Genomic DNA, 18,518 nt, shown 5'->3' on the forward strand with positions numbered 1-18,518 from the left:
GGCACTGGAATTCACCGGGCCACTGGCAGTAGCGGTGTTGTCCTCCAGAAAGAGGGTAGACTTCTGCTGGATTGCTCTGGCGCTGGCGGGCATGTTGCTACTGGTGCCCTGGGCATCGTCAGCAACCGGTGTCGACCTGCGAGGTGCATTGCTAGCACTTGGGGCCGGTGCTTGCTGGTCGCTGTATATCTTGTATGGACAGAAAGCGGGTGAAACCCATGGCGTGCAAACCGCTGGCCTGGGCGTTGCCATCGCCGCCATTTGCTTAGCGCCCTTTGGCGTAGCGTCAGCAGGCTTGGCATTGCTCAACCCTGCCATTCTACCTGCCGCCATCGGCGTGGCTATATTGTCTACCGCCCTTCCCTACAGCCTGGAAATGATCGCCCTCACCCGGATGCCTGCACGCACGTTCGGCATTCTAATGAGTATGGAGCCCGCTATTGGCGCCCTATCCGGCTTGGTATTTCTGGGCGAACAGTTGGCACTGAATCAGTGGTTCGCCATCGTTGCCATTATCTGCGCCTCAGCCGGAGCCACCTTCACTCAATCGCGCCAGTCAGTCGCAGTGGTCGCTGCGGACTGACATTTCGTGCCTTATAACAGTATGGCTAAACGGCAGCCGTATTCGCCTTCAGCCAGGCCAAGGCATCGCCTTCTACTAATGGCGACAACCGCGCGTATACCTCAGCGTGATACTGGTTAAGCCATTCACGCTCGTGCTGGGCCAGATGCTCGATCAGCAAGCAGCGGGTATCGATAGGGCAGAGGGTGAGGGTTTCGAAGCGCAGGAAGTGGCCAAACTCGCTACGACCCGCTTCACGCGTCGCCACCAGATTTTCGATACGAACGCCCCAGCGGCCAGGCCGATACGTGCCTGGCTCAATTGAAGTGATCATGCCCTCCCGCATAGCTGTATGCGGCCCAGGGTTAGCCTGATACGCAATCACCTGGGGCCCTTCATGCACGTTCAGGAAATAGCCCACCCCGTGCCCAGTGCCATGACCATAGTTCACCTGCTCAGCCCACAAAGGTGCGCGTGCAATGGCATCGAGTAACGGAGTGAGAATGCCCTCTGGAAACTGCGCTGCGGATAACGCGATAAGCCCCTGCAACACACGGGTACAATCGGCTTTTTGCTCTTGAGTGAGCGTGCCCACTGCAACCATTCGTGTGATGTCGGTAGTGCCGCCTACATATTGGCCACCGGAGTCAATCAACAGAAGGCCATCACCTTCAATTACCGAATGAGCCGCCTCTGTCGCACGATAGTGAGGCAGGGCACCGTTGGCCCCGAACGCCGCTATCGTTGCAAAACTAGGGCACACGTAGCCCGGTTGCCGCGCGCGTGCTGCAATCAACTGCTCATCCAAAGTAACTTCGGTAACAGGCTCAGCACCCAAAGCCCGCTCCAGCCAAGAGAAGAACTGACACAGCGCAGCCCCATCGCGCTCCATGGCGCGGCGCACATGAGACAGCTCAGCCTCACTTTTGCTTGCCTTGAACAGCGTACTGGGATTGATCTGCTCTACCAGCGTGACCGACTCCGGTAGCGCAGCGATCACACCCGCATTTACCCGCGCAGGGTCGATCAACAGCGTGACATCCGCGCCCAGATTGACGAGGTCAGTCATGGCCGCAGCGTAATCTCGTACCTCCACCCCGTCTTCGGCCAGCAGGGCGCACAGCTGGGCAGACACTTTGCCCTCCCCTACCCACAGCACAGCTGCGTTAGGGGTTACCCAGGCAAAGGCGAGAAACACCGGGTTGTAACTGACGTCGCTGCCTCGCAGGTTGAACAACCAGGCGATGTCATCGAGGGTTGCAATGAAATGGGCGCTTGCCTTTGCCTTAGCCATGGCTTCACGCACTCTGGCCAGTTTACTGGTTACGGTTTCCGTGGCCTCTGGTGCAAGGTGCGCCACCACGGCAGCCGTCGGCAGATCCGCACGGTCGAGCCACAGCGCAGCGAGCCAGTCCTGATCCGCCCGCAGGGTAATCCCTCGGGGGGCGAGTTTCTCTTTCAGGGTGCGCTCGGTCTGTAGCGCCAACACACGAGCATCTACAGCCAGGCAGCCATTTGCAGGTAATTGCTCACCTGCCCACTCCAAGGGCCCAGGCTCACTCGGCTGCAGCTTCATCAATACCACGCCAGTGCCTGCCAGCTCCCGCTCGGCTTGCTCCCAGTAGCGGCTATCAGCCCATAACCCAGCAAACGTTGGGGTAACGATAAGTGTACCCACGGAACCGTTAAACCCTGATAGCCATCGCCGTGCCTGCCAGTGCTCAGGCAAGTACTCAGAGAGGTGCGGATCCGCTGAAGGAACTAGCAGCCCGTCAAGTCGCTCACGGGCGAGCATGGCGCGCACGCTAGCAATGCGCTCGGCAACCGCAGGCCGGGAGTGGGAAGAAGGGTTCATCTAAGCTCCAGCGACAGAAATAAACGCCAATGATGAGCGAGGTTACACAGGGCAGCAAGCGACAGACAACAGGTAGACAGTGAACTAACGCTTTTCGGTTGTTCCTAAACCAGAAGCGCCGTCGCGCGAAGGCAATCGCCGCTTACTTAAACGTCAATGCTGGAGGTTTACCATGCCCCGTGGCAGCAAAGAAAAATACACGGCCAAGCAAAAAGACCAAGCCGAGGCTATCGAGAAACAGTATGAAGCCAAAGGCGTGCCTACTGAGACCGCCGAGGCGCGAGCCTGGGCTACCGTCAACAAGCAGAGTGGAGGTGGTGAGAAGTCAGGCAGCGGCACCAAATCCCCACCCAAAAAAAAAGCCCGTGCCCGTCATGACAGCGCCGAGCGCGCGGCCAGCAGCCGAACAGGCAAGGCTCGAAACAGTACGGAGTCACTGGCCACGCAGACCAAGGCTTCACTGCTAGCGGAGGCCAGGACGAAAGGTATTGCAGGGCGGTCTGCCATGAATAAGCAGGGCTTGATCGACGCGCTTAGCAATGCCTCCTGAAAACCCAACACCGGCTTACGTGGCATCGCCACGTAGCCGACCCCTTCGGAACATCAAAGCGTGGCTTTGACCTTAGTGGCCACGTCAGTGGGAAGCCAGGTATCCAGCCACGCCTGATGAGCGCGCAGGAGTTTTAACGCAGCGGCATCAGGCTCCTGATGTTGTTCGCTCATCGTAGCCAGCGCGCTGTTCAAATCCTTGATGGGGATTTCAACCTTGGCGAAGAATGCCGCTATCTCGGGGTGCCCTTCCTCAAATGCCTTCGATACACCTATAGACAGCCGTGACGGCAGCGAACGGCTAGGCTGTGGGTTGGGGTTGCTGGCGTCTGTCAGTGTTTTCCAGGCGTCCCCATTGAAAGAAGGTTCTCTAAGCTGGATGAACTCATAGCGGCCCAGCAACGGCGTAGGGCTCCAGTAATAGAAAAGCACAGGCTTGCCACGCTTCACCGACGAGGTGATTTCTGCATCCAGGGCAGCACCGGACCCAGCCCGGAAGTTCGTGAAACTCTCAGTAAGGTTATACGCCTTGAGTTTCTGCCCATTGACCACTTCAGACGTCCAGCCCGAGGGGCTGTTGAGAAAGCGCCCTTTTTCAGGTGCTTCAGGGTCCTTGAACACATCCTTGTATCGGGCAAGGTCCTGAACGCTTTCAAGACCGGGTGCCATTGGCTTGATACCTTTGGCTGGATCACCCTTGATGACATACGCCGGCACCCACCAGCCCTCGGTTGCCCCTTTTACGATGTCGCCCAGCCCCTTTACCTGGCCCTTGGCCTCAGCCTCATTCCACACTGGGCTACGCCCTGCCCATTCTTCCCCGATGACCTGGATATCGTTTTTGGCCAGGGCCGCCTCAAGGGTCACGGTGGTGCCGGGCAAGGTCTCGGTAGGCAACCCGTAGCCCTTCTCGACCACATACCGGAGCATCTCGGTGATCAAGCTGCCGCTTTCCCAGTTCAGCCCGGCAAAACGAACGGTTTCTGCGGCACCGGCGTTGATCGACGCTGTTAGGCCGACCACCGTGCATGCACCTGCAAGCCATGTAGCGAGTTTGTTCATTGAAAACCTCCAGCGGGAACCATTGAGTGCCAATAGACTAGCCGAGGTAACGCCAAGCACTGTGCCTTATTGTTCACTGGCCTTGAAAACGATTTCACCGTTGCGCCATTTGGCAGCCTTGGCCACCGCAGCTTTCAATGGTTTAGTCAGCCCACCCACGAGTTGCTCCGTGGCAGCGAACACCAGCATCACACTCTGACCTTGGCGAAACACCACGCCGTTGCCAAGGGGCGTTTCGACAAAGGCGTACTCGCCCACACCATTGATGGTGAATTTCAAGTCCCGAAACTTGACTTCCAACTTGCCGCCTTCACGGCTGGGCAGCACGGCTGCACGGAAATGATCGCCGGCTTTTAACTGGAGGCCTGGCTTGTCGTCCACCACCAAGGCTGTCTCGGTGTCGATTTCGGACATATAGAGACTGTCCGCAGACTGTTCGGTGATGTAGACAAAGCGGGATTGAAATAACTTGACCAATTTGGCCCGAAGCTCGCCCAACACAAAAAGGGCGTGCATATCCAGATTGCTGACTGCCAAAGAAAAATCCTCAACCCGATGAAAAACGGTCGCATTCGCAACGCGTGGTCGCGCCGGGAGTAGACGCGCACGAAGGAGAATCGCTTTTAGAAAAATAGCCCGCCACAGCACGCCCCCCTGGAAAGGCGCCTTTGATGTAGACGGCGGCCAGGGGATTTTCATCTAAAAATAGCGGTAAAGAAAAGCTCTTTCCGATTATTGATGAAAACGGATGTAAGCGAGGCGAACTCCCGCCCTGCCCTGGGGTTCAGATCTAGGACGCAATCAAACCTACATCACGTTGAACTGGAGCCCTTATGGAAGACGTACATCACAGCCTGGAAAGCCTTTTCGCGCAACTCGGGCTGGATACCGACGCACATGCAATAGACAAGTTCATCGACGAACATCAACTTCCCGCAGACGTTAAAGTCTCCGAAGCGGCCTTTTGGACCGACGCCCAAGCTGCTTTGTTTAAAGAGTCCATCATGGATGACGGGGAGCACGCCATGTGGGTCGACGAACTCAACGTTCGCCTACACCACGACGCCAATCAGGCGGCCAGCTAAGGTCAGCGGTGCGGGCGCGGTCAAGCCCTGCCAACCCAACGGTGCCCGCAAGGGCCCGTTTCAAGGGCGGCAGGCCAGCGTCAAGCCTGGCGCTGGTGACGGTCCATCTGCTCATGGCGCTCTTGCGCTTCGATGCAGTATTTGGTCGTAGGGCTAATCAGTAGACGCTTAAGGCCGATGGGCTCGCCACTGTCTTCACACCAGCCGAAGGTGTCTTCGGTAATCCGGTCAAGGGCCTGTTCCAACTGAGGAAGCAGGCGCTGGTCGCGGTCAATCGCGTTAACCAACCAATTGCGCTCTTCTTCGACGGAAGCTGCGTCGGCAGGGTCTGCCGGGGAGTCCAGGCTTTCGATGGCCGAGCGGCTCTCGTCGATGCGGGCTTGAGTTTCGACTTTCATGGCTTGCAGCAGCTTAGTGAAATACGCCTGCTGCTCCGCGTTCATGTAGTCATCGGCCGGCATCGCCAGCAACTTTTCCTTCGTCATTGATATCTCGATAAACCTGGTGAGACGGATCGGTGGACGGTCGCACCGGTCGAACCGGGCGACGGGCAATAGTCAAATGAGGAGCGGGAGTCTACGGGCGTGAGGGCTTAGCGGCAATACCGACAGGTCAAATGGATACCCATGTAGGGCTGGAAAGATGACACAAAAATGAAATTTGCTGCTAAGTGAGTTCAATAATCAGTCTCATTATGTTACAAAACCTCATCACTTTATTCGCTTTTCGCGGTGCCTCATGCTCGTTCCTTTCTTAATCATGCTGCGTGAAGGCATCGAAGCTGCCCTCATCGTTGGCATCATTGCCAGCTACCTGAAGCAAACCGGCCGTGGCGAATGGATGCCTGCCGTATGGGTGGGTGTGTTCCTCGCGTGTGCCGTCGCCTTGCTGGCAGGCGGTGGTCTTGAGCTGGCCAGTGCCGAGTTTCCGCAAAAGCAGCAAGAACTGTTCGAAGGCATCATTGGCCTGGTGGCCGTCGTCATCCTGAGCTCAATGGTATTCTGGATGCGCAAGGTCGCCCGCTCTATCAAACACAGCCTACAGGCGTCGCTGGACAACGCCCTGACAGGCGCAGGCAATCACGTATTTGCCTTGATTGCGATGGTGTTCTTCGCGGTAGCGCGAGAAGGCCTGGAAACCGTGTTCTTCCTGCTGGCAGTCTTTCAGCAAAGTGATGGCAGCAGCGCCCCGTTAGGGGCATTGCTGGGCCTGGCCTGCGCGGTTCTGCTAGGGGTGGCGCTCTACCGTGGCAGCCTGAAGCTGAACCTTGCGCGGTTCTTCCGCTGGACTGGGCTGTTTATCCTGGTTGTCGCTGCAGGCATCCTGGCCAACTCAGTGCAGGCCCTGCACGAAGCAGGCCTCTGGAATCACTGGCAATACGTTGTCGTCGACTGGAGTACACGCCTGCCCATGGACAGCCCAGTTGGGGCCGTGCTCGCTGGCATGTTTGGCTATCAAGAAACGCCCACCCTCAGCACCTTCGGCGCCTGGGCCCTTTACCTGATTGTGGCCATGGCGCTGTTCTTTACGCCCGCCCGCAGCAGCCAAGCCGCCGTGCCTTCTACCATTACCCACCCCTAAGGGCCATTTCATGCCGAATCCAACCTCTCGGCCGTCACGCTTGCTGCGCGTGGCGGTAGCCGGCTCAGTGGTCTTGATGATTGCCGCTGGCGGCCTGTTTTACTATGCCGCCCAAGTGGCTGCGCAAAAGCGCAAGGCGCACACCGGTCAAGAGACCGTCGTTACCATCCTCGGCCACCAGTGCGAGCCCTCCAACCTCAGCGTGCCTGCCGGAAAAACCGCCTTCCGCATCGTCAACGCTTCAGACCGAGCGGTGGAATGGGAAATACTCGACGGCATACTGGTGCTCGAAGAGCGAGAGAACATCGCCCCTGGTTTGAGCCAGTTGATTACTGCCGACCTTGCACCCGGCAGCTATGCCATCACCTGCGGGTTGCTCAGCAACCCTCGCGGCACACTGACGGTAACGGCCACGGCTGAATCGGACGCTCAGGCCAAGGCGCGCCCTTCACTGACGACCTTCATCGGCCCTTTGTCTGAGTACCGGGTTTATCTTAGCCAACAGGGCAGCGCGCTGATCAAAGCGGTCGCTGCACTGACGGACGCTATCGATGCCGACGACCTGAGCCAGGCCCGCACGCTGTACGCGCCTGCCAGAGCTGCCTATCAACGCATTGCCCCGGCTGCACAACGCTTCGCTGAGCTGACCAACGCTATTGATGCACGGGCGGACTACTTCGAGAAGCGCGAGCAAGACCCAGCATTTTCTGGGTTCCATCGCTTGGAATATGGCCTGTTCAGTGGCACGCCCAGCGATGCCAAGGTACTGATGCCTGTCGCCAAACGCTTGCTAACAGACGTCACTGCGCTCAAGGCCCAATTGCTCGCCCAGCCCATCCCTCCGGATCAATGGGTGGCGATGGTGTCGCGCAACCTGCGCACTCTGGCTGAGCACCGCTTTTCGGGCGAGGAAGAACGTTATAGCCACCAAGACCTCAACGGTTTCATGGCTAACCTGGAAGGCACCGAAAAAGTCATCGGGTTGCTGCGCCCGCTGTTGGAAAAAACTGCCGAAGCGACCCAAGCCGCCGTTGACCAGGCCAGCACCGCCCTGAATGAACAATTGCAAGCCCAACGCACTGCCTCAGGGTTTGCGCCTTACGACCACGTGACCCAAGCGCAGCGCCAAGCTATTGCCGACCGCGCCCGCGCCTTGGCCGACGCCCTGGATGGCATCGACCCGGCCCTTGGCCTGTCCGACCTCTAAAGGCTCTAGCAATGACTGACCGCACGACCCTTCCCTCTGCCGACCGCCGCCTCCTATTAATGGGCCTGGGCGCCGCTGGCGCCGCCCTGGGCTGCCCCATGCTCGCCCGCGCCAATGAAGGCAAGGTCACCGAAGCGCCCAAGAGTGAGCGTACCGAAGACCGCCACCCCTATGAGGGGTTGCACCAGGCGGGCATCGTCACGCCTCGCCCGGCAGCGGGCATGGTCGTTGCGTTCGACGTATTGGCCAATGACCGCAAGGACCTGGAACGGCTGTTCCGCACGCTGGACGAACGTATCCGTTTCCTGACCCAAGGTGGGCCGGTTGACACTCTGGACCCTAAGCTCCCGCCTGCGGACTCCGGCATTCTGGGCCCAGTGGTCACGCCCGATAACCTCACGATCACGGTGGCCGTCGGCGCGTCGCTGTTCGATGACCGGTATGGGCTGGAAGCGCTCAAACCGCGTCGGCTTAGCCGCATGGTAGGCTTCCCTAACGACGCGTTGGAGGAAGACCGCTGTCATGGCGACCTCACCCTGCAGTTTTGCTCCAACACGCCGGACAGTAACATCCACGCCTTGCGGGACGTCATCAAGGCACTGCCCGACTTACTCTTCGTGCGTTGGAAACAAGAGGGCAGCGTGCCTGCTCAAGCCCCTACCAAGCCGGGCGACGTGGCGCAGAGCGCGCGTAATTTTTTAGGCTTCCGTGATGGCAGCGCCAACCCGGACTCAACCGATACCATGCAGATGGATCGGTTGGTTTGGGTTCAACCCGGCAGTGATGAGCCCGCCTGGGCTGCCCAAGGCAGCTACCAGGCAGTGCGCATCATTCGCAACTTCGTGGAGCGCTGGGACCGCACGCCCCTGCAGGAGCAAGAAAGCATCTTTGGTCGACAGAAAGCCAGCGGCGCGCCTATGCAGGGCGGGGACGAATTCACCCTCCCCGCGTATCAGAACGACCCTGAAGGCAAACTGACCCGCCTGGATGCACACATCCGCCTGGCCAACCCGCGCACGCCCGGCAGTGAGGCCAACGTGATCCTGCGCAGGCCCTTCAACTACTCCAACGGCGTGAACAAGAATGGCCAGTTGGACATGGGCTTGCTGTTCATCTGTTACCAGGCTGACCTGGAGAAAGGCTTTATCACCATACAGCGCAGGCTCGATGGCGAGCCCTTGGAGGAGTATATAAAGCCCACCGGCGGCGGGTATTTTTTCGCCCTGCCAGGGGTGCGCGACCACCAAGACTTCATCGGCCGTTCCTTACTGCAGGCCAAACCTTTACCGCTCACCACCTGACGTACCACTCACTACGGGATGCCTCCTCATGAAACAGACCTTGCTTGCGTCCATGCTCAGCCTGGGCGCACTGGCCAACCCGGCGTTTGCCGCCGCCGCGCCCACTGCACTAGACCTGGTGCAGCCTATCTCGGACTACAAGATCTACGTGACTGAGGAAGTCGACCAGTTGGTGTCCCAGACCGATGCCTTTGCCAAGGCAGTCAAGGCTGGGGACACAGCCACCGCCAAACGCCTCTATGCCCCGACACGCATGCATTACGAAGCCATCGAGCCCATCGCTGAACTGTTCAGCGACCTGGACGCCTCGATCGACTCCCGTGTGGACGACCACGAGCAAGGCGTGACCGCCGAGGATTTCACCGGTTTCCATCGCATTGAGTATTACCTGTTCGACAAGAACACCACTCAAGGCGCGGGGGGGTTCGCTGACCAGTTGGTAAAGGATGTGAAGGACCTGCAAAGTCGTATCGCCGGGCTGACCTTCCCGCCGGAGAAAGTCGTAGGCGGGGCGGCCGCGCTGCTTGAGGAGGTTGCCGCCACCAAGGTAACGGGCGAAGAGGACCGCTACAGCCACACCGACCTGTATGACTTCCAGGGCAATGTGGACGGAGCAAAGAAAATCGTTGAATTGTTCAGGCCTCATATCGAGAACCAGGACAAAGCCTTCGTTAGTAAACTGGACAAAAACTTTGCTACCGTAGACACCCTCCTGGCCAAGTACAAGACTAAAGACGGTGGTTTTGAAACCTATGACAAGGTCAAGGAGCGTGACCGTAAAGCCATGATTGGCCCAGTCAACGCCCTGGCCGAAGACCTCTCCACTTTGCGTGGCAAGCTCGGCCTGAATTAAGCGGCACTCGCAGAAGGCGGGGCGTTATTCCCAAAGCGTGCGCCCGCCCTGCTACCCTTGTAACGCCTGGCGAAGCCAACCCACGTGCTCAGCCAGGCGCCTGCCAACCAAGGGATACGCATGGCGCTCAACGACCAGACCATCAGCTTGCAAGACGGCGACACGCTCGATAGCGCCAGCATCGACGCTTGCCTCAAAGCCCACCTTCCAAGCCTGACAGGCAGCCTGGCTATCCGCCAGTTCCCAGGGGGTGCATCCAACCTTACCTACCTGTTGACCTACCCGGACCGAGAGCTGGTGCTCCGACGCCCGCCCTTTGGGCAAAAGGCCCGTAGTGCTCATGACATGGCCCGGGAGTACCACATCCTGGAGAAACTCAACCGCAGCTTCTGCTATTGCCCTCGTCCGGTGCTGCTGTGCTCAGACGAAAGCGTGATCGGAACGCCCTTCTATGTGATGGAGCGTTTGCGAGGAGTAATTTTGCGCAAAGACTTGCCTGCGCCGCTGGGCATGCGCGCCAGTGATGCCACCGCGCTGTGCAAGAGCTTCCTGGACCGCCTGGTAGAGCTCCACAATGTGGACTACCACGCCTGCGGCCTGGCCAATCTTGGCCAGCCTGAAGGGTATGTGGCGCGGCAGATTCACGGATGGAAACAACGCTACACCGACGCACTGACACCCGATGCGCCAGGCTGGGCCGCAGTGACTGACTGGCTGCACGACAAGCTGCCTGCCGACAGTGGCCGCTCCAGCCTTTTGCACAATGACTACCGCTTTGACAACGTGATACTCGACCCTGCCAACCCCACCCGCATCACTGGCGTTCTGGACTGGGAGCTTGCAACCTTGGGTGACCCCCTGATGGACCTGGGCAACTGCCTGGCGTACTGGGTTCAGGCATCCGATCCGCAGCCTGTGCAGCGAATCCGCCGCCAGCCCAGCAATGCCCCGGGCATGCTTACGCGGGCCGAAATGGTCGCCTACTACGCCGAGCGCTCGGGCCTGGCAGTGGAGCGGTTCGATTTTTACTACGTACAGGGGTTGTTTCGTATTGCAGGCATCATCCAGCAGATTTATTACCGTCACTACCATGGGCAAAGCCATGACCCTCGTTTTGCCCAATTTATCGATATGAACGCCTTGCTTGAGCGCATGAGCGTGCAGGTCATCGACAACTCCCCCCTATGAGACCGGCCCCCCATGACCACTGACCTGTTTGACCTCACCGGCAATGTTGCCTTGGTATCTGGTGCCAGCCGAGGCATTGGCGAGGCCATAGCTCGCCTCCTGGCACGCCAGGGTGCCCATGTGATTGTCACGAGCCGTAAGCTCGAAGGGTGCCAGGCCGTGGCTGATGCGATCATCGCCGACGGCGGCCAGGCCACAGCGATGGCCTGCCACATCGGCGAGCTGGAGCAAATCCAGTCAACGTTCGCCACCCTCAGGGCCCGCTATGGGCGCTTGGACATCTTGGTGAACAACGCGGCCACCAACCCTCAGTTTGGCCACGTGCTGGATACCGACCCTGCTGCGTTCCAAAAAACCATGGACGTGAATATCCGCGGCTACTTTTTCATGTCCGTGGAGGCCGGCAAGCTGATGCGGGCTCAGGGCTGGGGGAGCATTATCAACGTGGCCTCGATCAACGGGGTGTCGCCAGGCATGTACCAAGGGGTGTACTCCATGACCAAGGCGGCGGTCATCAACATGACCAAGGTGTTCGCCAAGGAGTGCGCACCGCTGGGTATCCGCTGCAATGCATTGCTGCCAGGCCTTACTGATACGCGTTTTGCTTCAGCGTTGGTCAATAACGAAAAAATCCTCGCCCAAGCCTTGACCCATATCCCGATGGGTCGGGTCGCGGCGCCCTTAGAAATGGCTGGCGCGGTGCTATATCTGGCTAGCGCAGCGTCAAGCTATACCACCGGCGCCGCCTTGAACGTGGACGGCGGCTACCTGGCGTAACCCATACAGGTTCCTGGCGGGCGGGCAGTGGCGCCAGTACCCTGCGCCTCGTTAGAATGCCGGCCCCTTGGTCCTCTTGCGCAGCCTGAACCATGCCTTTCGATCTAAGTGTTGCCCCTACTACGCTGGCGATCCTCGCAGGCGTAGCGTTCCTTGCCGGGTTCATCGATGCCATTGCCGGAGGCGGCGGCCTATTAACTACACCAGCACTGCTGACGGCCGGCTTGCCACCGCATTTGGTTCTGGGCACTAACAAGCTCAGCTCCTCGTTCGGCTCGGCCATCGCCAGTGTTACCTATTATCGTCGTCGGCTGTTCAACCCACGGCAATGGCGTCACGCCCTGGTGTGCACGGCAGTTGGTGCATTTCTAGGCGCGGTTGTCGCCCATTACCTGCCCGCTGAATGGCTAAATAAAATGCTGCCGGTGATCGTATTCGCTTGCGGGCTGTACCTGCTTTTCGGAGGTACGCCCAAAGCGCCGCTGGACAGCAACGCACCCATTCCAACCAAATGGCAAGGGCCCCAGGGGTTCACACTAGGCTTTTACGATGGCGTGGCCGGGCCAGGTGCTGGCGCATTTTGGACGGTCAGCAGCCTGTTGCTCTACCCCATCGATCTGGTCAAGGCCAGTGGCGTGGCGCGTAGCATGAACTTCGTGAGCAACGTGGCGGCGCTGATGGTGTTCATCGTGTCAGGTCAGGTGGACTGGGTCATTGGCCTGACCATGGGGGCTAGCCTGATGGTGGGCGCGTTCCTGGGGGCACGTACCGCCATCAATGGCGGCGCTTCGTTCATCCGGCCGGTGTTCATCACCGTCGTACTCGCCCTGACCGTACGTCTAGCGTGGCAGCACTGGTTCGGGCAGGCCTAACCGACGTGCCACATACAGGTCGATTAGGTAGCGAGCGATAGAGCGAGGCGCTGGCAAGGGCGGCAGCGCGTGAACCGAGAACCAGCGGGCATCCTCTATCTCGTCGGCCTGAGGCACAATGCTGCCCCCGGCGTATTCGGCATGAAAACCCAGCATGAGTGAATGCGGGAATGGCCAGCATTGGCTACCCATGTAGCGAATGTTGCGCACCTCCAGGCTGACCTCCTCTCGCACTTCGCGCACTACGCAGTCCTCTGCAGATTCGCCAGGCTCAACGAACCCTGCCAAGGTGCTGTACACGCCACTTACGAACCGTGGGGAACGTGCGAGCAGGATCTCATCACCGCGCGTGATCAACACAATCATGCTCGGCGAGATCCGTGGGTAGCTGCGCAGGCGACAGGCGCTGCAGGCCATGGCCCGCTCACCAGGCACCTGTGTCATGGGCTGCCCACAGCTACCACAAAACCGGTGCTCTCGTGCCCAGGTAGAAATCTGGGCCGCATAGGCCAGTACCTGGTAGTACTTGAAGTCCGCTTGCACCATGAAGGGGCGCAGACCCTGCCATTGACAGCCGTCGACCTCCATGGCGGCGTCATATTCAACCAGGAATACGGGCTGATCGTCGAGGTAGCCAATGCCGTGCTCCAGCGCCACAGGCCCCTGCAACGCTTTAACCTGCTCTCGATCAAACAGCACACGGCCGTCTTGACCGAACATAAAGCCCTCCGGGCTTCGGACGACCGCGAGGCCCCCGTTAAAGCCGATATCCAGTACTGCTGTTGTCCATCGATGCATCATGTATGAACCCTACCCATACCCGTGCGGATCATGGCTCGAACCGCGCCGTGTGTTTGCTCATTCGTGCTGCCATGGCCAGCTTCAGATCGGGTGACTGCAACATGGCAGCATTCCAGGTAGCGACATAGTCCAGACCATCCGCTACCGAGTGATCACGCATATAACCGAGCATACGTTTAGTCCCGGTCACGGCGAGGGGCGATTTTTCAGCGATGTTTGCCGCTAGCGCCATGACGGCCTCCAGCAATGCCTCATGGGTGGGGTACACGCGGTTGACCAGCCCAATACTTAACGCCTCCACTGCACCAACGTCACGCCCGGTATACGCCAGCTCTCGCAACATGCCGTCTCCGATAATACGCGGCAAGCGCTGCAACGTACCCACGTCGGCCGCCATACCCATGTCGACTTCCCTGATGGAGAAGCACGCATCTTCGCTGCAATACCGCATGTCGCAGGCCGCAATCAAATCGACTGCCCCACCGATGCAGCTGCCTTGAACCGCAGCCAGTACCGGCTTGGCACACTGCTCTACGGCGCTTAGAGCCCCCTGCAGGCCGAGGATCTTGCGCCGCAGCAATCGAGCGTTCCGGCCTGCATCTGGCCCAAGCTCAGCGCCGATCTGAGCCAGCAACGCCAAATCGATACCTGCACTAAAATGTGCACCTACGCCGCCTAGCACTACGGCACGAATGTCATCATCAACATCCAATTCGCAGAAGATGGCTTCTATTTCCACCCAGAAAGCGGCATCCATTGCGTTACGCTTGCCAGGCCGATTGATTCGAACCAACGCCACCGGCCCCTGCCGGCTTACACAAAATGACTGATACTCACCCATAGGGCGTATTCCTTGTAGCTATCGCCTGTAAAGGCTGTCAGCGCCTAGGAGCTGCGGAAGCGTTTCCGGGGGCACGCGGCAGAATGAAGCGCTCAATCGCGCTAGCCACACCGTCATCGGCATTGCTGCCCGTTACCTCATGGGCCTGCGCTTTTACATCAGGCGCTGCCTGCCCCATGGCAATCGCCAGCCCTGCCCGCTTGAACATCGCTACATCGTTATGACCATCGCCCAATACAGCGGTTTCGGTTAACGGTATCGCCAAATGGGCGGATAGCCGTTCCAGTGCCTTGCCTTTGTCAGCGGCGAGCGCCGTGATGTCCAAGTAATAGGTCTGAGAACGAGCCGCGTGCGCAGTGCTTTCAAGCAGAGGCTGTATCTGCGCTTCCAAGCGCTCCAGCAGGCCATGATCTGCCGTGGTCGCTACGATTTTCTGCACACGCTCCAGATAGGGAGTGAAATCATCCACCTGCACAGCGTCGTAACCCAGCGCGTGTCGTTCAGTTTCCAAGTGAGCGGCGGAGTAATCCTTGAGCAACCAGTCGCCCCCGCTGAACAGCCATACATCAACGGGGTGGTTGGCGAAGAAGGCCAATGCCGAGCGCACAGCCTCAGGGTGGATCGAGTGCGTTTCAATCACTTGGCCGTCCGGGTAAGCGAGCATTCCCCCGTTGAAACCTGCCAGTGGTGCAGTTACCCCCAGCGCCTTGGCTTGATCGAGCATTGCCCGAGGCGGCCGGCTACTTGCCAGGGTGAACTGCACCCCGACGCGCTGCAGTTCGGCTACGGCAGCCAGCACTGCTGGCGCAATGCTGTGGTCGGGGCGCAGCAGGGTGCCGTCCATATCGCTGAGGGCCAGCTTGATAAGGCCGCTCATCCTAAGGAGTGCCAGGCGCGGCCGTCACGCGCCAACAGCTCGTCAGCGGCGTCCGGGCCACTGGCGCCGGCAGGGTATTCATGCAGTGGCGCCCCTTGCTTCCAGGCATCGATAAAGGGCTGCACGGCGCGCCAGCCGTTTTCAATGTTATCCGCACGTTGGAACAATGTCTGGTCACCTGTAAAGCAGTCGTACAGCAGTGTCTCGTACCCGGTGGACGGCTGCATCTGGAAAAAGTCCTTATAGGCAAAGCCTAGCTTTACGTTATCGATCACCAGTGCAGGCCCTGGGCGCTTTGCCTGCAGGTCGAACCACATGCCCTCGTCGGGCTGGATCTGTATGTGCAGGAAGTTGGGCTTGATGTAGTCCACAGCGGTGTCACGGAATTGCGCGTAGGGGGCGGCTTTGAAACAGATGGCAATCTCGGTATCACGCACGCCAAGGCGCTTGCCTGTACGCAGGTAGAACGGCACCCCCATCCAGCGCCAGTTATCGATCATCACCTTGAGCGCTACGTAGGTTTCGGTAGTGCTCTCGGGGTCTACCCGCTGCTCGTCACGGTACCCTGGCAGTTGCTGATCGCCAGCACTGTATTGTGCCCTCACCGAGTTGGACGCGGCCTCCTCGGTAGACCATGGGCGAATTGCGCCCACCACCTTAGCCTTTTCGCCGCGCACGGCATCAGCGCCAAAGGCGGCCGGTGGTTCCATGGCGACCATGGCCAGCAATTGGAACAGGTGGTTAGGGACCATGTCGCGCAGGGCACCGATCTGGTCATAGAAATTACCGCGGGTTTCAACCCCTACCGACTCGGCAGCGGTGATCTGAATGTGATCAATGTAGTGGTTGTTCCAGAACGCCTCGAAGATGCCGTTGGAAAACCGATTAACCATGATGTTCTGGACGGTCTCTTTACCCAGATAATGGTCGATGCGGTAGATCTGCCGCTCAGTCATCACTTCAAGCAGTTCGCGGTTGAGCGTTTGAGCGGTGGCCAGGTCCGACCCGAAGGGTTTTTCTACCACTACCCGGCGGTAGGCATCCGGCTGCTCATATAGCAGGCCTGCACGGCTCAACCGCTGTGATACCTCGGTAAAGAACCTAGGCGAGGTGGCAAGGTAAAACACTGCGTTGGGCGTGCCGTTGTCTTGTAAAACCCGCGCAATGGTCTGGTAGGTTTCGTCGCTTGTGAAGTCGCCGGTCACGTAACTGATACGTTCTGCCAGAGGCGCCCAGATCGTCGGGTCAATGGCCTTATCTGCCAGCTCGGGTGATTTGGCGCGAGCCTGCTCAAGAATAAACGCCTTGAGGCGCTCGGCAAATTCGGCGTCACCCACGTCGTTATGGTCCACACCCACTATGTGCATATTGGGGTCAAGCAGGCCGTCCCGCGCCAGACTGTACAGTGCCGGCATCAACAGCCGTTTGACCAGGTCGCCGTGGGCGCCAAAGAGGAAAAGTGTTGCCGGGGGGGCCGGATCGGCCGTGGTCTTGCCTCGCTTCATACTGCTGTCTCCAGCGTCGATGGGCAGGCGCCGCGCGGCCGTTGGCGCGCGACGTGAAGCCTCATGACCCCGGCGCGCCGCCAGGGTCATGGGTATAGGGTTATTTCTTTAGTTCAATATGGCCGCCGAAACCAAAGCGCATGGCAGACAGCATCTTGTCTCCATAAGTCGCTTCCTGCCGGGAGCGGAAACGGGCGAACAATGAACTGGCCAGTACAGGTACAGGTACGGCCTGCTCGACGGCCGCATCGATCGTCCAGCGGCCTTCACCGCTGTCGGACACCGAACCCGAGTACCCCGCCAGATCAGGATCGGCCGCCAAGGCATCGGCAGTCAGGTCCAGTAGCCACGACGACACCACACTACCGCGACGCCAAACCTCGGCGATCTCGGCGAGGTGCAAGTCATAGCGCTGGTCTTCAGGTAGCACTGTGGAGTTCTTGGTTTTGAGGATATCAAAGCCTTCAGCAAAGGCCTGCATCATTCCGTACTCAATTCCGTTATGGATCATCTTGACGAAATGCCCTGCCCCCGCCGGGCCCGCATGGATGTAGCCCTTCTCGGCCCGTATGTGTTCGGCCTCGCGGCCTTTGGTGCGGGGAATGTCACCCACCCCTGGCGCCAGGGTTTCGAACAGCGGCTCAAGGCGGTCGAACACCTCTGTTTCTGCGCCAATCATCATGCAGTAGCCACGGTCCAGGCCCCACACCCCACCCGAGGTGCCTACATCGACGTAATGCAATTGTTGCTCGGTCAGGGCTTTGGCGCGACGGGCATCGTCTTTGTAGAACGTATTACCGCCGTCGATGATCACGTCATCAGGCTCCAGCAACGCGGCCAGTTCCTTGATGGTGTCTTCCGTCGGTGGCCCGGCCGGCAACATCACCCATACGGCCCGCGGGCGATCCAGCTGTGCGACCAGGTCTTCCAGGCTCTGCGCGCCCTTGGCGCCGTCCGGGACCAGCGCCTGCACAGCCTGCTCATTGCGGTCGTAGACCACCGTGTGATGGCCGTTACGCATGAGGCGTCTAGAAATATTCCCACCCATGCGGCCCAGTCCCACGATTCCCAATTGCATGCCGGTAACTCCAAAAAATGTAAGAAAAGCCGTTACAGCTTATCGCAGCCTGCCATTGAAGGTTAGTCCGAAGCGCCGTGATAAAGGTTTCAGCGAGCTGAATAAAAGCTCCCGACGAACGGCGTATGACGTCAAGCCCACGAACGACGTGGCTTTGACGTCATTTCGCAGGCGCGATGGCATATCGCCTCAAAGAAATAAGTTCCCAAACCCGATTAAAGAATCCAGAATCGGAACCGATCAAGTAAGTAACCCGGCGGGGACCCCCCCACGAGGTACTTCCTTAACGTAGTGGTCCGCCATCTGAGGTGAGCAAAATGGGTAATGTAGCCGTAGCCAAACCAGTTCAAACCCTGTACGTGACTATCCGTCGCGAAGAACTGGACGACCTTAAGGTCGAGCGGGATCAACTGAAGCGTAAGGTTGCCCAGCTTAGCGCCATGGTTCCCCTGTCTGCTATCAGCAGAATCGGCACCGTTTCTGTAGCGCAACTGGCTTAACGCTCCAGCGCAGGCACGGCGCCC

At 59.1% G+C, this 18,518-nt stretch carries 20 protein-coding genes (1 of these 20 running past the window's edge); 11 read left to right on the top strand and 9 right to left on the bottom strand.

Translation table 11 applies throughout. The annotated features are described in order from the left end of the window. Window positions 1–583: the 3' portion of a threonine/homoserine exporter RhtA gene (gene rhtA / locus AC4LE2_RS12230; protein WP_491826016.1), read on the top strand. 302 nt of this gene lie to the left of the window's left edge; only the last 583 of its 885 coding nucleotides appear in the window; its start codon lies off the left edge, out of view; it ends in the stop codon at window positions 581–583. Between the two features lie 25 nt (window positions 584–608). Here rhtA and AC4LE2_RS12235 read toward each other — a convergent pair whose 3' ends face one another. Then, on the bottom strand, window positions 609–2,417 hold the full coding sequence (locus AC4LE2_RS12235) for an aminopeptidase P family protein (protein WP_491826017.1): 1,809 nt from the start codon (window positions 2,415–2,417) through the stop codon (window positions 609–611). Window positions 2,418–2,589: 172 nt separating this feature from the next. Here AC4LE2_RS12235 and AC4LE2_RS12240 point away from each other — a divergent pair, with 172 nt between their 5' ends. Beyond that, entirely contained in the window at window positions 2,590–2,967 is a 378-nt protein-coding gene (locus AC4LE2_RS12240; protein WP_491826018.1) for a termination factor Rho, read from the top strand. A 53-nt stretch (window positions 2,968–3,020) separates the two neighbouring features. Here AC4LE2_RS12240 and AC4LE2_RS12245 read toward each other — a convergent pair whose 3' ends face one another. Together AC4LE2_RS12245 and AC4LE2_RS12250 are read right to left on the bottom strand one after the other, a co-directional pair. Continuing rightward, window positions 3,021–4,028: an ABC transporter substrate-binding protein gene (locus AC4LE2_RS12245; RefSeq protein ID WP_491826019.1), complete on the bottom strand. Its 1,008-nt coding sequence runs from the start codon at window positions 4,026–4,028 to the stop codon at window positions 3,021–3,023. Window positions 4,029–4,094: 66 nt separating this feature from the next. Beyond that, entirely contained in the window at window positions 4,095–4,565 is a 471-nt protein-coding gene (locus AC4LE2_RS12250; RefSeq protein WP_491828122.1) for a hypothetical protein, read from the bottom strand. A 296-nt stretch (window positions 4,566–4,861) separates the two neighbouring features. On the opposite strand from AC4LE2_RS12250, the gene AC4LE2_RS12255 reads away from it, so the two are divergent. Next, complete coding sequence (locus tag AC4LE2_RS12255) at window positions 4,862–5,113, top strand: DUF2789 family protein (RefSeq protein WP_491826020.1); 252 nt, start codon at window positions 4,862–4,864, stop codon at window positions 5,111–5,113. Between the two features lie 80 nt (window positions 5,114–5,193). Here the strand turns inward: AC4LE2_RS12255 and AC4LE2_RS12260 are convergent, their stop codons facing one another. Then, window positions 5,194–5,598, bottom strand: a complete 405-nt coding sequence (locus AC4LE2_RS12260; protein ID WP_491826021.1) for a TraR/DksA family transcriptional regulator — start codon at window positions 5,596–5,598, stop codon at window positions 5,194–5,196. 253 nt (window positions 5,599–5,851) lie between these two features. On the opposite strand from AC4LE2_RS12260, the gene efeU reads away from it, so the two are divergent. The 7 genes from efeU (at window position 5,852) to AC4LE2_RS12295 (ending at window position 12,892) form a co-directional block, all read left to right on the top strand. Next, window positions 5,852–6,694 carry an iron uptake transporter permease EfeU gene (efeU, locus tag AC4LE2_RS12265; RefSeq protein WP_491826022.1) on the top strand — a complete coding sequence of 281 codons (843 nt, stop codon included), beginning with the start codon at window positions 5,852–5,854 and terminating at the stop codon, window positions 6,692–6,694. A 10-nt stretch (window positions 6,695–6,704) separates the two neighbouring features. Further along, entirely contained in the window at window positions 6,705–7,901 is a 1,197-nt protein-coding gene (efeO, locus tag AC4LE2_RS12270; RefSeq protein ID WP_491826023.1) for an iron uptake system protein EfeO, read from the top strand. 11 nt (window positions 7,902–7,912) lie between these two features. Beyond that, window positions 7,913–9,202 (top strand): iron uptake transporter deferrochelatase/peroxidase subunit, encoded by a 1,290-nt coding sequence (gene efeB / locus AC4LE2_RS12275; protein ID WP_491826024.1) that lies wholly within the window; start codon window positions 7,913–7,915, stop codon window positions 9,200–9,202. Between the two features lie 28 nt (window positions 9,203–9,230). Then, window positions 9,231–10,055 (top strand): iron uptake system protein EfeO, encoded by an 825-nt coding sequence (efeO, locus tag AC4LE2_RS12280; protein WP_491826025.1) that lies wholly within the window; start codon window positions 9,231–9,233, stop codon window positions 10,053–10,055. Between the two features lie 120 nt (window positions 10,056–10,175). Next, window positions 10,176–11,243: a phosphotransferase family protein gene (locus tag AC4LE2_RS12285; RefSeq protein ID WP_491826026.1), complete on the top strand. Its 1,068-nt coding sequence runs from the start codon at window positions 10,176–10,178 to the stop codon at window positions 11,241–11,243. Between the two features lie 12 nt (window positions 11,244–11,255). Further along, window positions 11,256–12,020, top strand: a complete 765-nt coding sequence (locus AC4LE2_RS12290; RefSeq protein ID WP_491826027.1) for an SDR family oxidoreductase — start codon at window positions 11,256–11,258, stop codon at window positions 12,018–12,020. Between the two features lie 92 nt (window positions 12,021–12,112). Then, a complete protein-coding gene (locus AC4LE2_RS12295) occupies window positions 12,113–12,892 on the top strand; it encodes a TSUP family transporter (protein WP_491826028.1) in 780 nt (259 codons plus the stop codon). On the opposite strand, the gene nudC is transcribed toward AC4LE2_RS12295, so the two are convergent. The 5 genes from nudC to gnd all read right to left on the bottom strand — a co-directional run bounded on the left by nudC (window position 12,860) and on the right by gnd (window position 17,994). Then, window positions 12,860–13,693 (bottom strand): NAD(+) diphosphatase, encoded by an 834-nt coding sequence (nudC, locus tag AC4LE2_RS12300; protein ID WP_491826029.1) that lies wholly within the window; start codon window positions 13,691–13,693, stop codon window positions 12,860–12,862. The genes AC4LE2_RS12295 and nudC overlap by 33 nt on opposite strands. Before the next feature lie 28 nt (window positions 13,694–13,721). Further along, entirely contained in the window at window positions 13,722–14,534 is an 813-nt protein-coding gene (locus tag AC4LE2_RS12305) for a crotonase/enoyl-CoA hydratase family protein (RefSeq protein WP_491826030.1), read from the bottom strand. Between the two features lie 37 nt (window positions 14,535–14,571). Then, window positions 14,572–15,411: an HAD family hydrolase gene (locus tag AC4LE2_RS12310; RefSeq protein WP_491826031.1), complete on the bottom strand. Its 840-nt coding sequence runs from the start codon at window positions 15,409–15,411 to the stop codon at window positions 14,572–14,574. Next, on the bottom strand, window positions 15,408–16,916 hold the full coding sequence (zwf, locus tag AC4LE2_RS12315) for a glucose-6-phosphate dehydrogenase (protein WP_491826032.1): 1,509 nt from the start codon (window positions 16,914–16,916) through the stop codon (window positions 15,408–15,410). Before zwf ends, AC4LE2_RS12310 begins: the two co-directional genes overlap by 4 nt. A gap of 100 nt (window positions 16,917–17,016) precedes the next feature. After that, window positions 17,017–17,994 (bottom strand): phosphogluconate dehydrogenase (NAD(+)-dependent, decarboxylating), encoded by a 978-nt coding sequence (gene gnd / locus AC4LE2_RS12320; protein ID WP_491826033.1) that lies wholly within the window; start codon window positions 17,992–17,994, stop codon window positions 17,017–17,019. A gap of 317 nt (window positions 17,995–18,311) precedes the next feature. Between gnd and AC4LE2_RS12325 the strand changes: the two genes are divergently transcribed. Continuing rightward, the gene (locus AC4LE2_RS12325; RefSeq protein WP_491826034.1) at window positions 18,312–18,494 is read left to right on the top strand and encodes a DUF6026 family protein; all 183 of its coding nucleotides are present in this window, start codon (window positions 18,312–18,314) and stop codon (window positions 18,492–18,494) included. The last annotated feature ends 24 nt before the right edge of the window (window positions 18,495–18,518 follow it).

The organism is Pseudomonas sp. 9.3L, from assembly GCF_058536285.1.

Excerpts from the sequence above, each read along its gene's own strand:
- AC4LE2_RS12235 (WP_491826017.1), bottom strand. The coding sequence starts at position 2,417 with ATGAACCCTTCTTCCCACTCCCGGCCTGCGGTTGCCGAGCGCATTGCT.
- AC4LE2_RS12240 (WP_491826018.1), top strand. The coding sequence starts at position 2,590 with ATGCCCCGTGGCAGCAAAGAAAAATACACGGCCAAGCAAAAAGACCAA.
- AC4LE2_RS12245 (WP_491826019.1), bottom strand. The coding sequence starts at position 4,028 with ATGAACAAACTCGCTACATGGCTTGCAGGTGCATGCACGGTGGTCGGC.
- AC4LE2_RS12255 (WP_491826020.1), top strand. The coding sequence starts at position 4,862 with ATGGAAGACGTACATCACAGCCTGGAAAGCCTTTTCGCGCAACTCGGG.
- AC4LE2_RS12260 (WP_491826021.1), bottom strand. The coding sequence starts at position 5,598 with ATGACGAAGGAAAAGTTGCTGGCGATGCCGGCCGATGACTACATGAAC.
- efeU (WP_491826022.1), top strand. The coding sequence starts at position 5,852 with ATGCTCGTTCCTTTCTTAATCATGCTGCGTGAAGGCATCGAAGCTGCC.
- efeO (WP_491826023.1), top strand. The coding sequence starts at position 6,705 with ATGCCGAATCCAACCTCTCGGCCGTCACGCTTGCTGCGCGTGGCGGTA.
- efeB (WP_491826024.1), top strand. The coding sequence starts at position 7,913 with ATGACTGACCGCACGACCCTTCCCTCTGCCGACCGCCGCCTCCTATTA.
- efeO (WP_491826025.1), top strand. The coding sequence starts at position 9,231 with ATGAAACAGACCTTGCTTGCGTCCATGCTCAGCCTGGGCGCACTGGCC.
- AC4LE2_RS12285 (WP_491826026.1), top strand. The coding sequence starts at position 10,176 with ATGGCGCTCAACGACCAGACCATCAGCTTGCAAGACGGCGACACGCTC.
- AC4LE2_RS12290 (WP_491826027.1), top strand. The coding sequence starts at position 11,256 with ATGACCACTGACCTGTTTGACCTCACCGGCAATGTTGCCTTGGTATCT.
- AC4LE2_RS12295 (WP_491826028.1), top strand. The coding sequence starts at position 12,113 with ATGCCTTTCGATCTAAGTGTTGCCCCTACTACGCTGGCGATCCTCGCA.
- nudC (WP_491826029.1), bottom strand. The coding sequence starts at position 13,693 with ATGATGCATCGATGGACAACAGCAGTACTGGATATCGGCTTTAACGGG.
- AC4LE2_RS12305 (WP_491826030.1), bottom strand. The coding sequence starts at position 14,534 with ATGGGTGAGTATCAGTCATTTTGTGTAAGCCGGCAGGGGCCGGTGGCG.
- AC4LE2_RS12310 (WP_491826031.1), bottom strand. The coding sequence starts at position 15,411 with ATGAGCGGCCTTATCAAGCTGGCCCTCAGCGATATGGACGGCACCCTG.
- zwf (WP_491826032.1), bottom strand. The coding sequence starts at position 16,916 with ATGAAGCGAGGCAAGACCACGGCCGATCCGGCCCCCCCGGCAACACTT.
- gnd (WP_491826033.1), bottom strand. The coding sequence starts at position 17,994 with ATGCAATTGGGAATCGTGGGACTGGGCCGCATGGGTGGGAATATTTCT.
- AC4LE2_RS12325 (WP_491826034.1), top strand. The coding sequence starts at position 18,312 with ATGGGTAATGTAGCCGTAGCCAAACCAGTTCAAACCCTGTACGTGACT.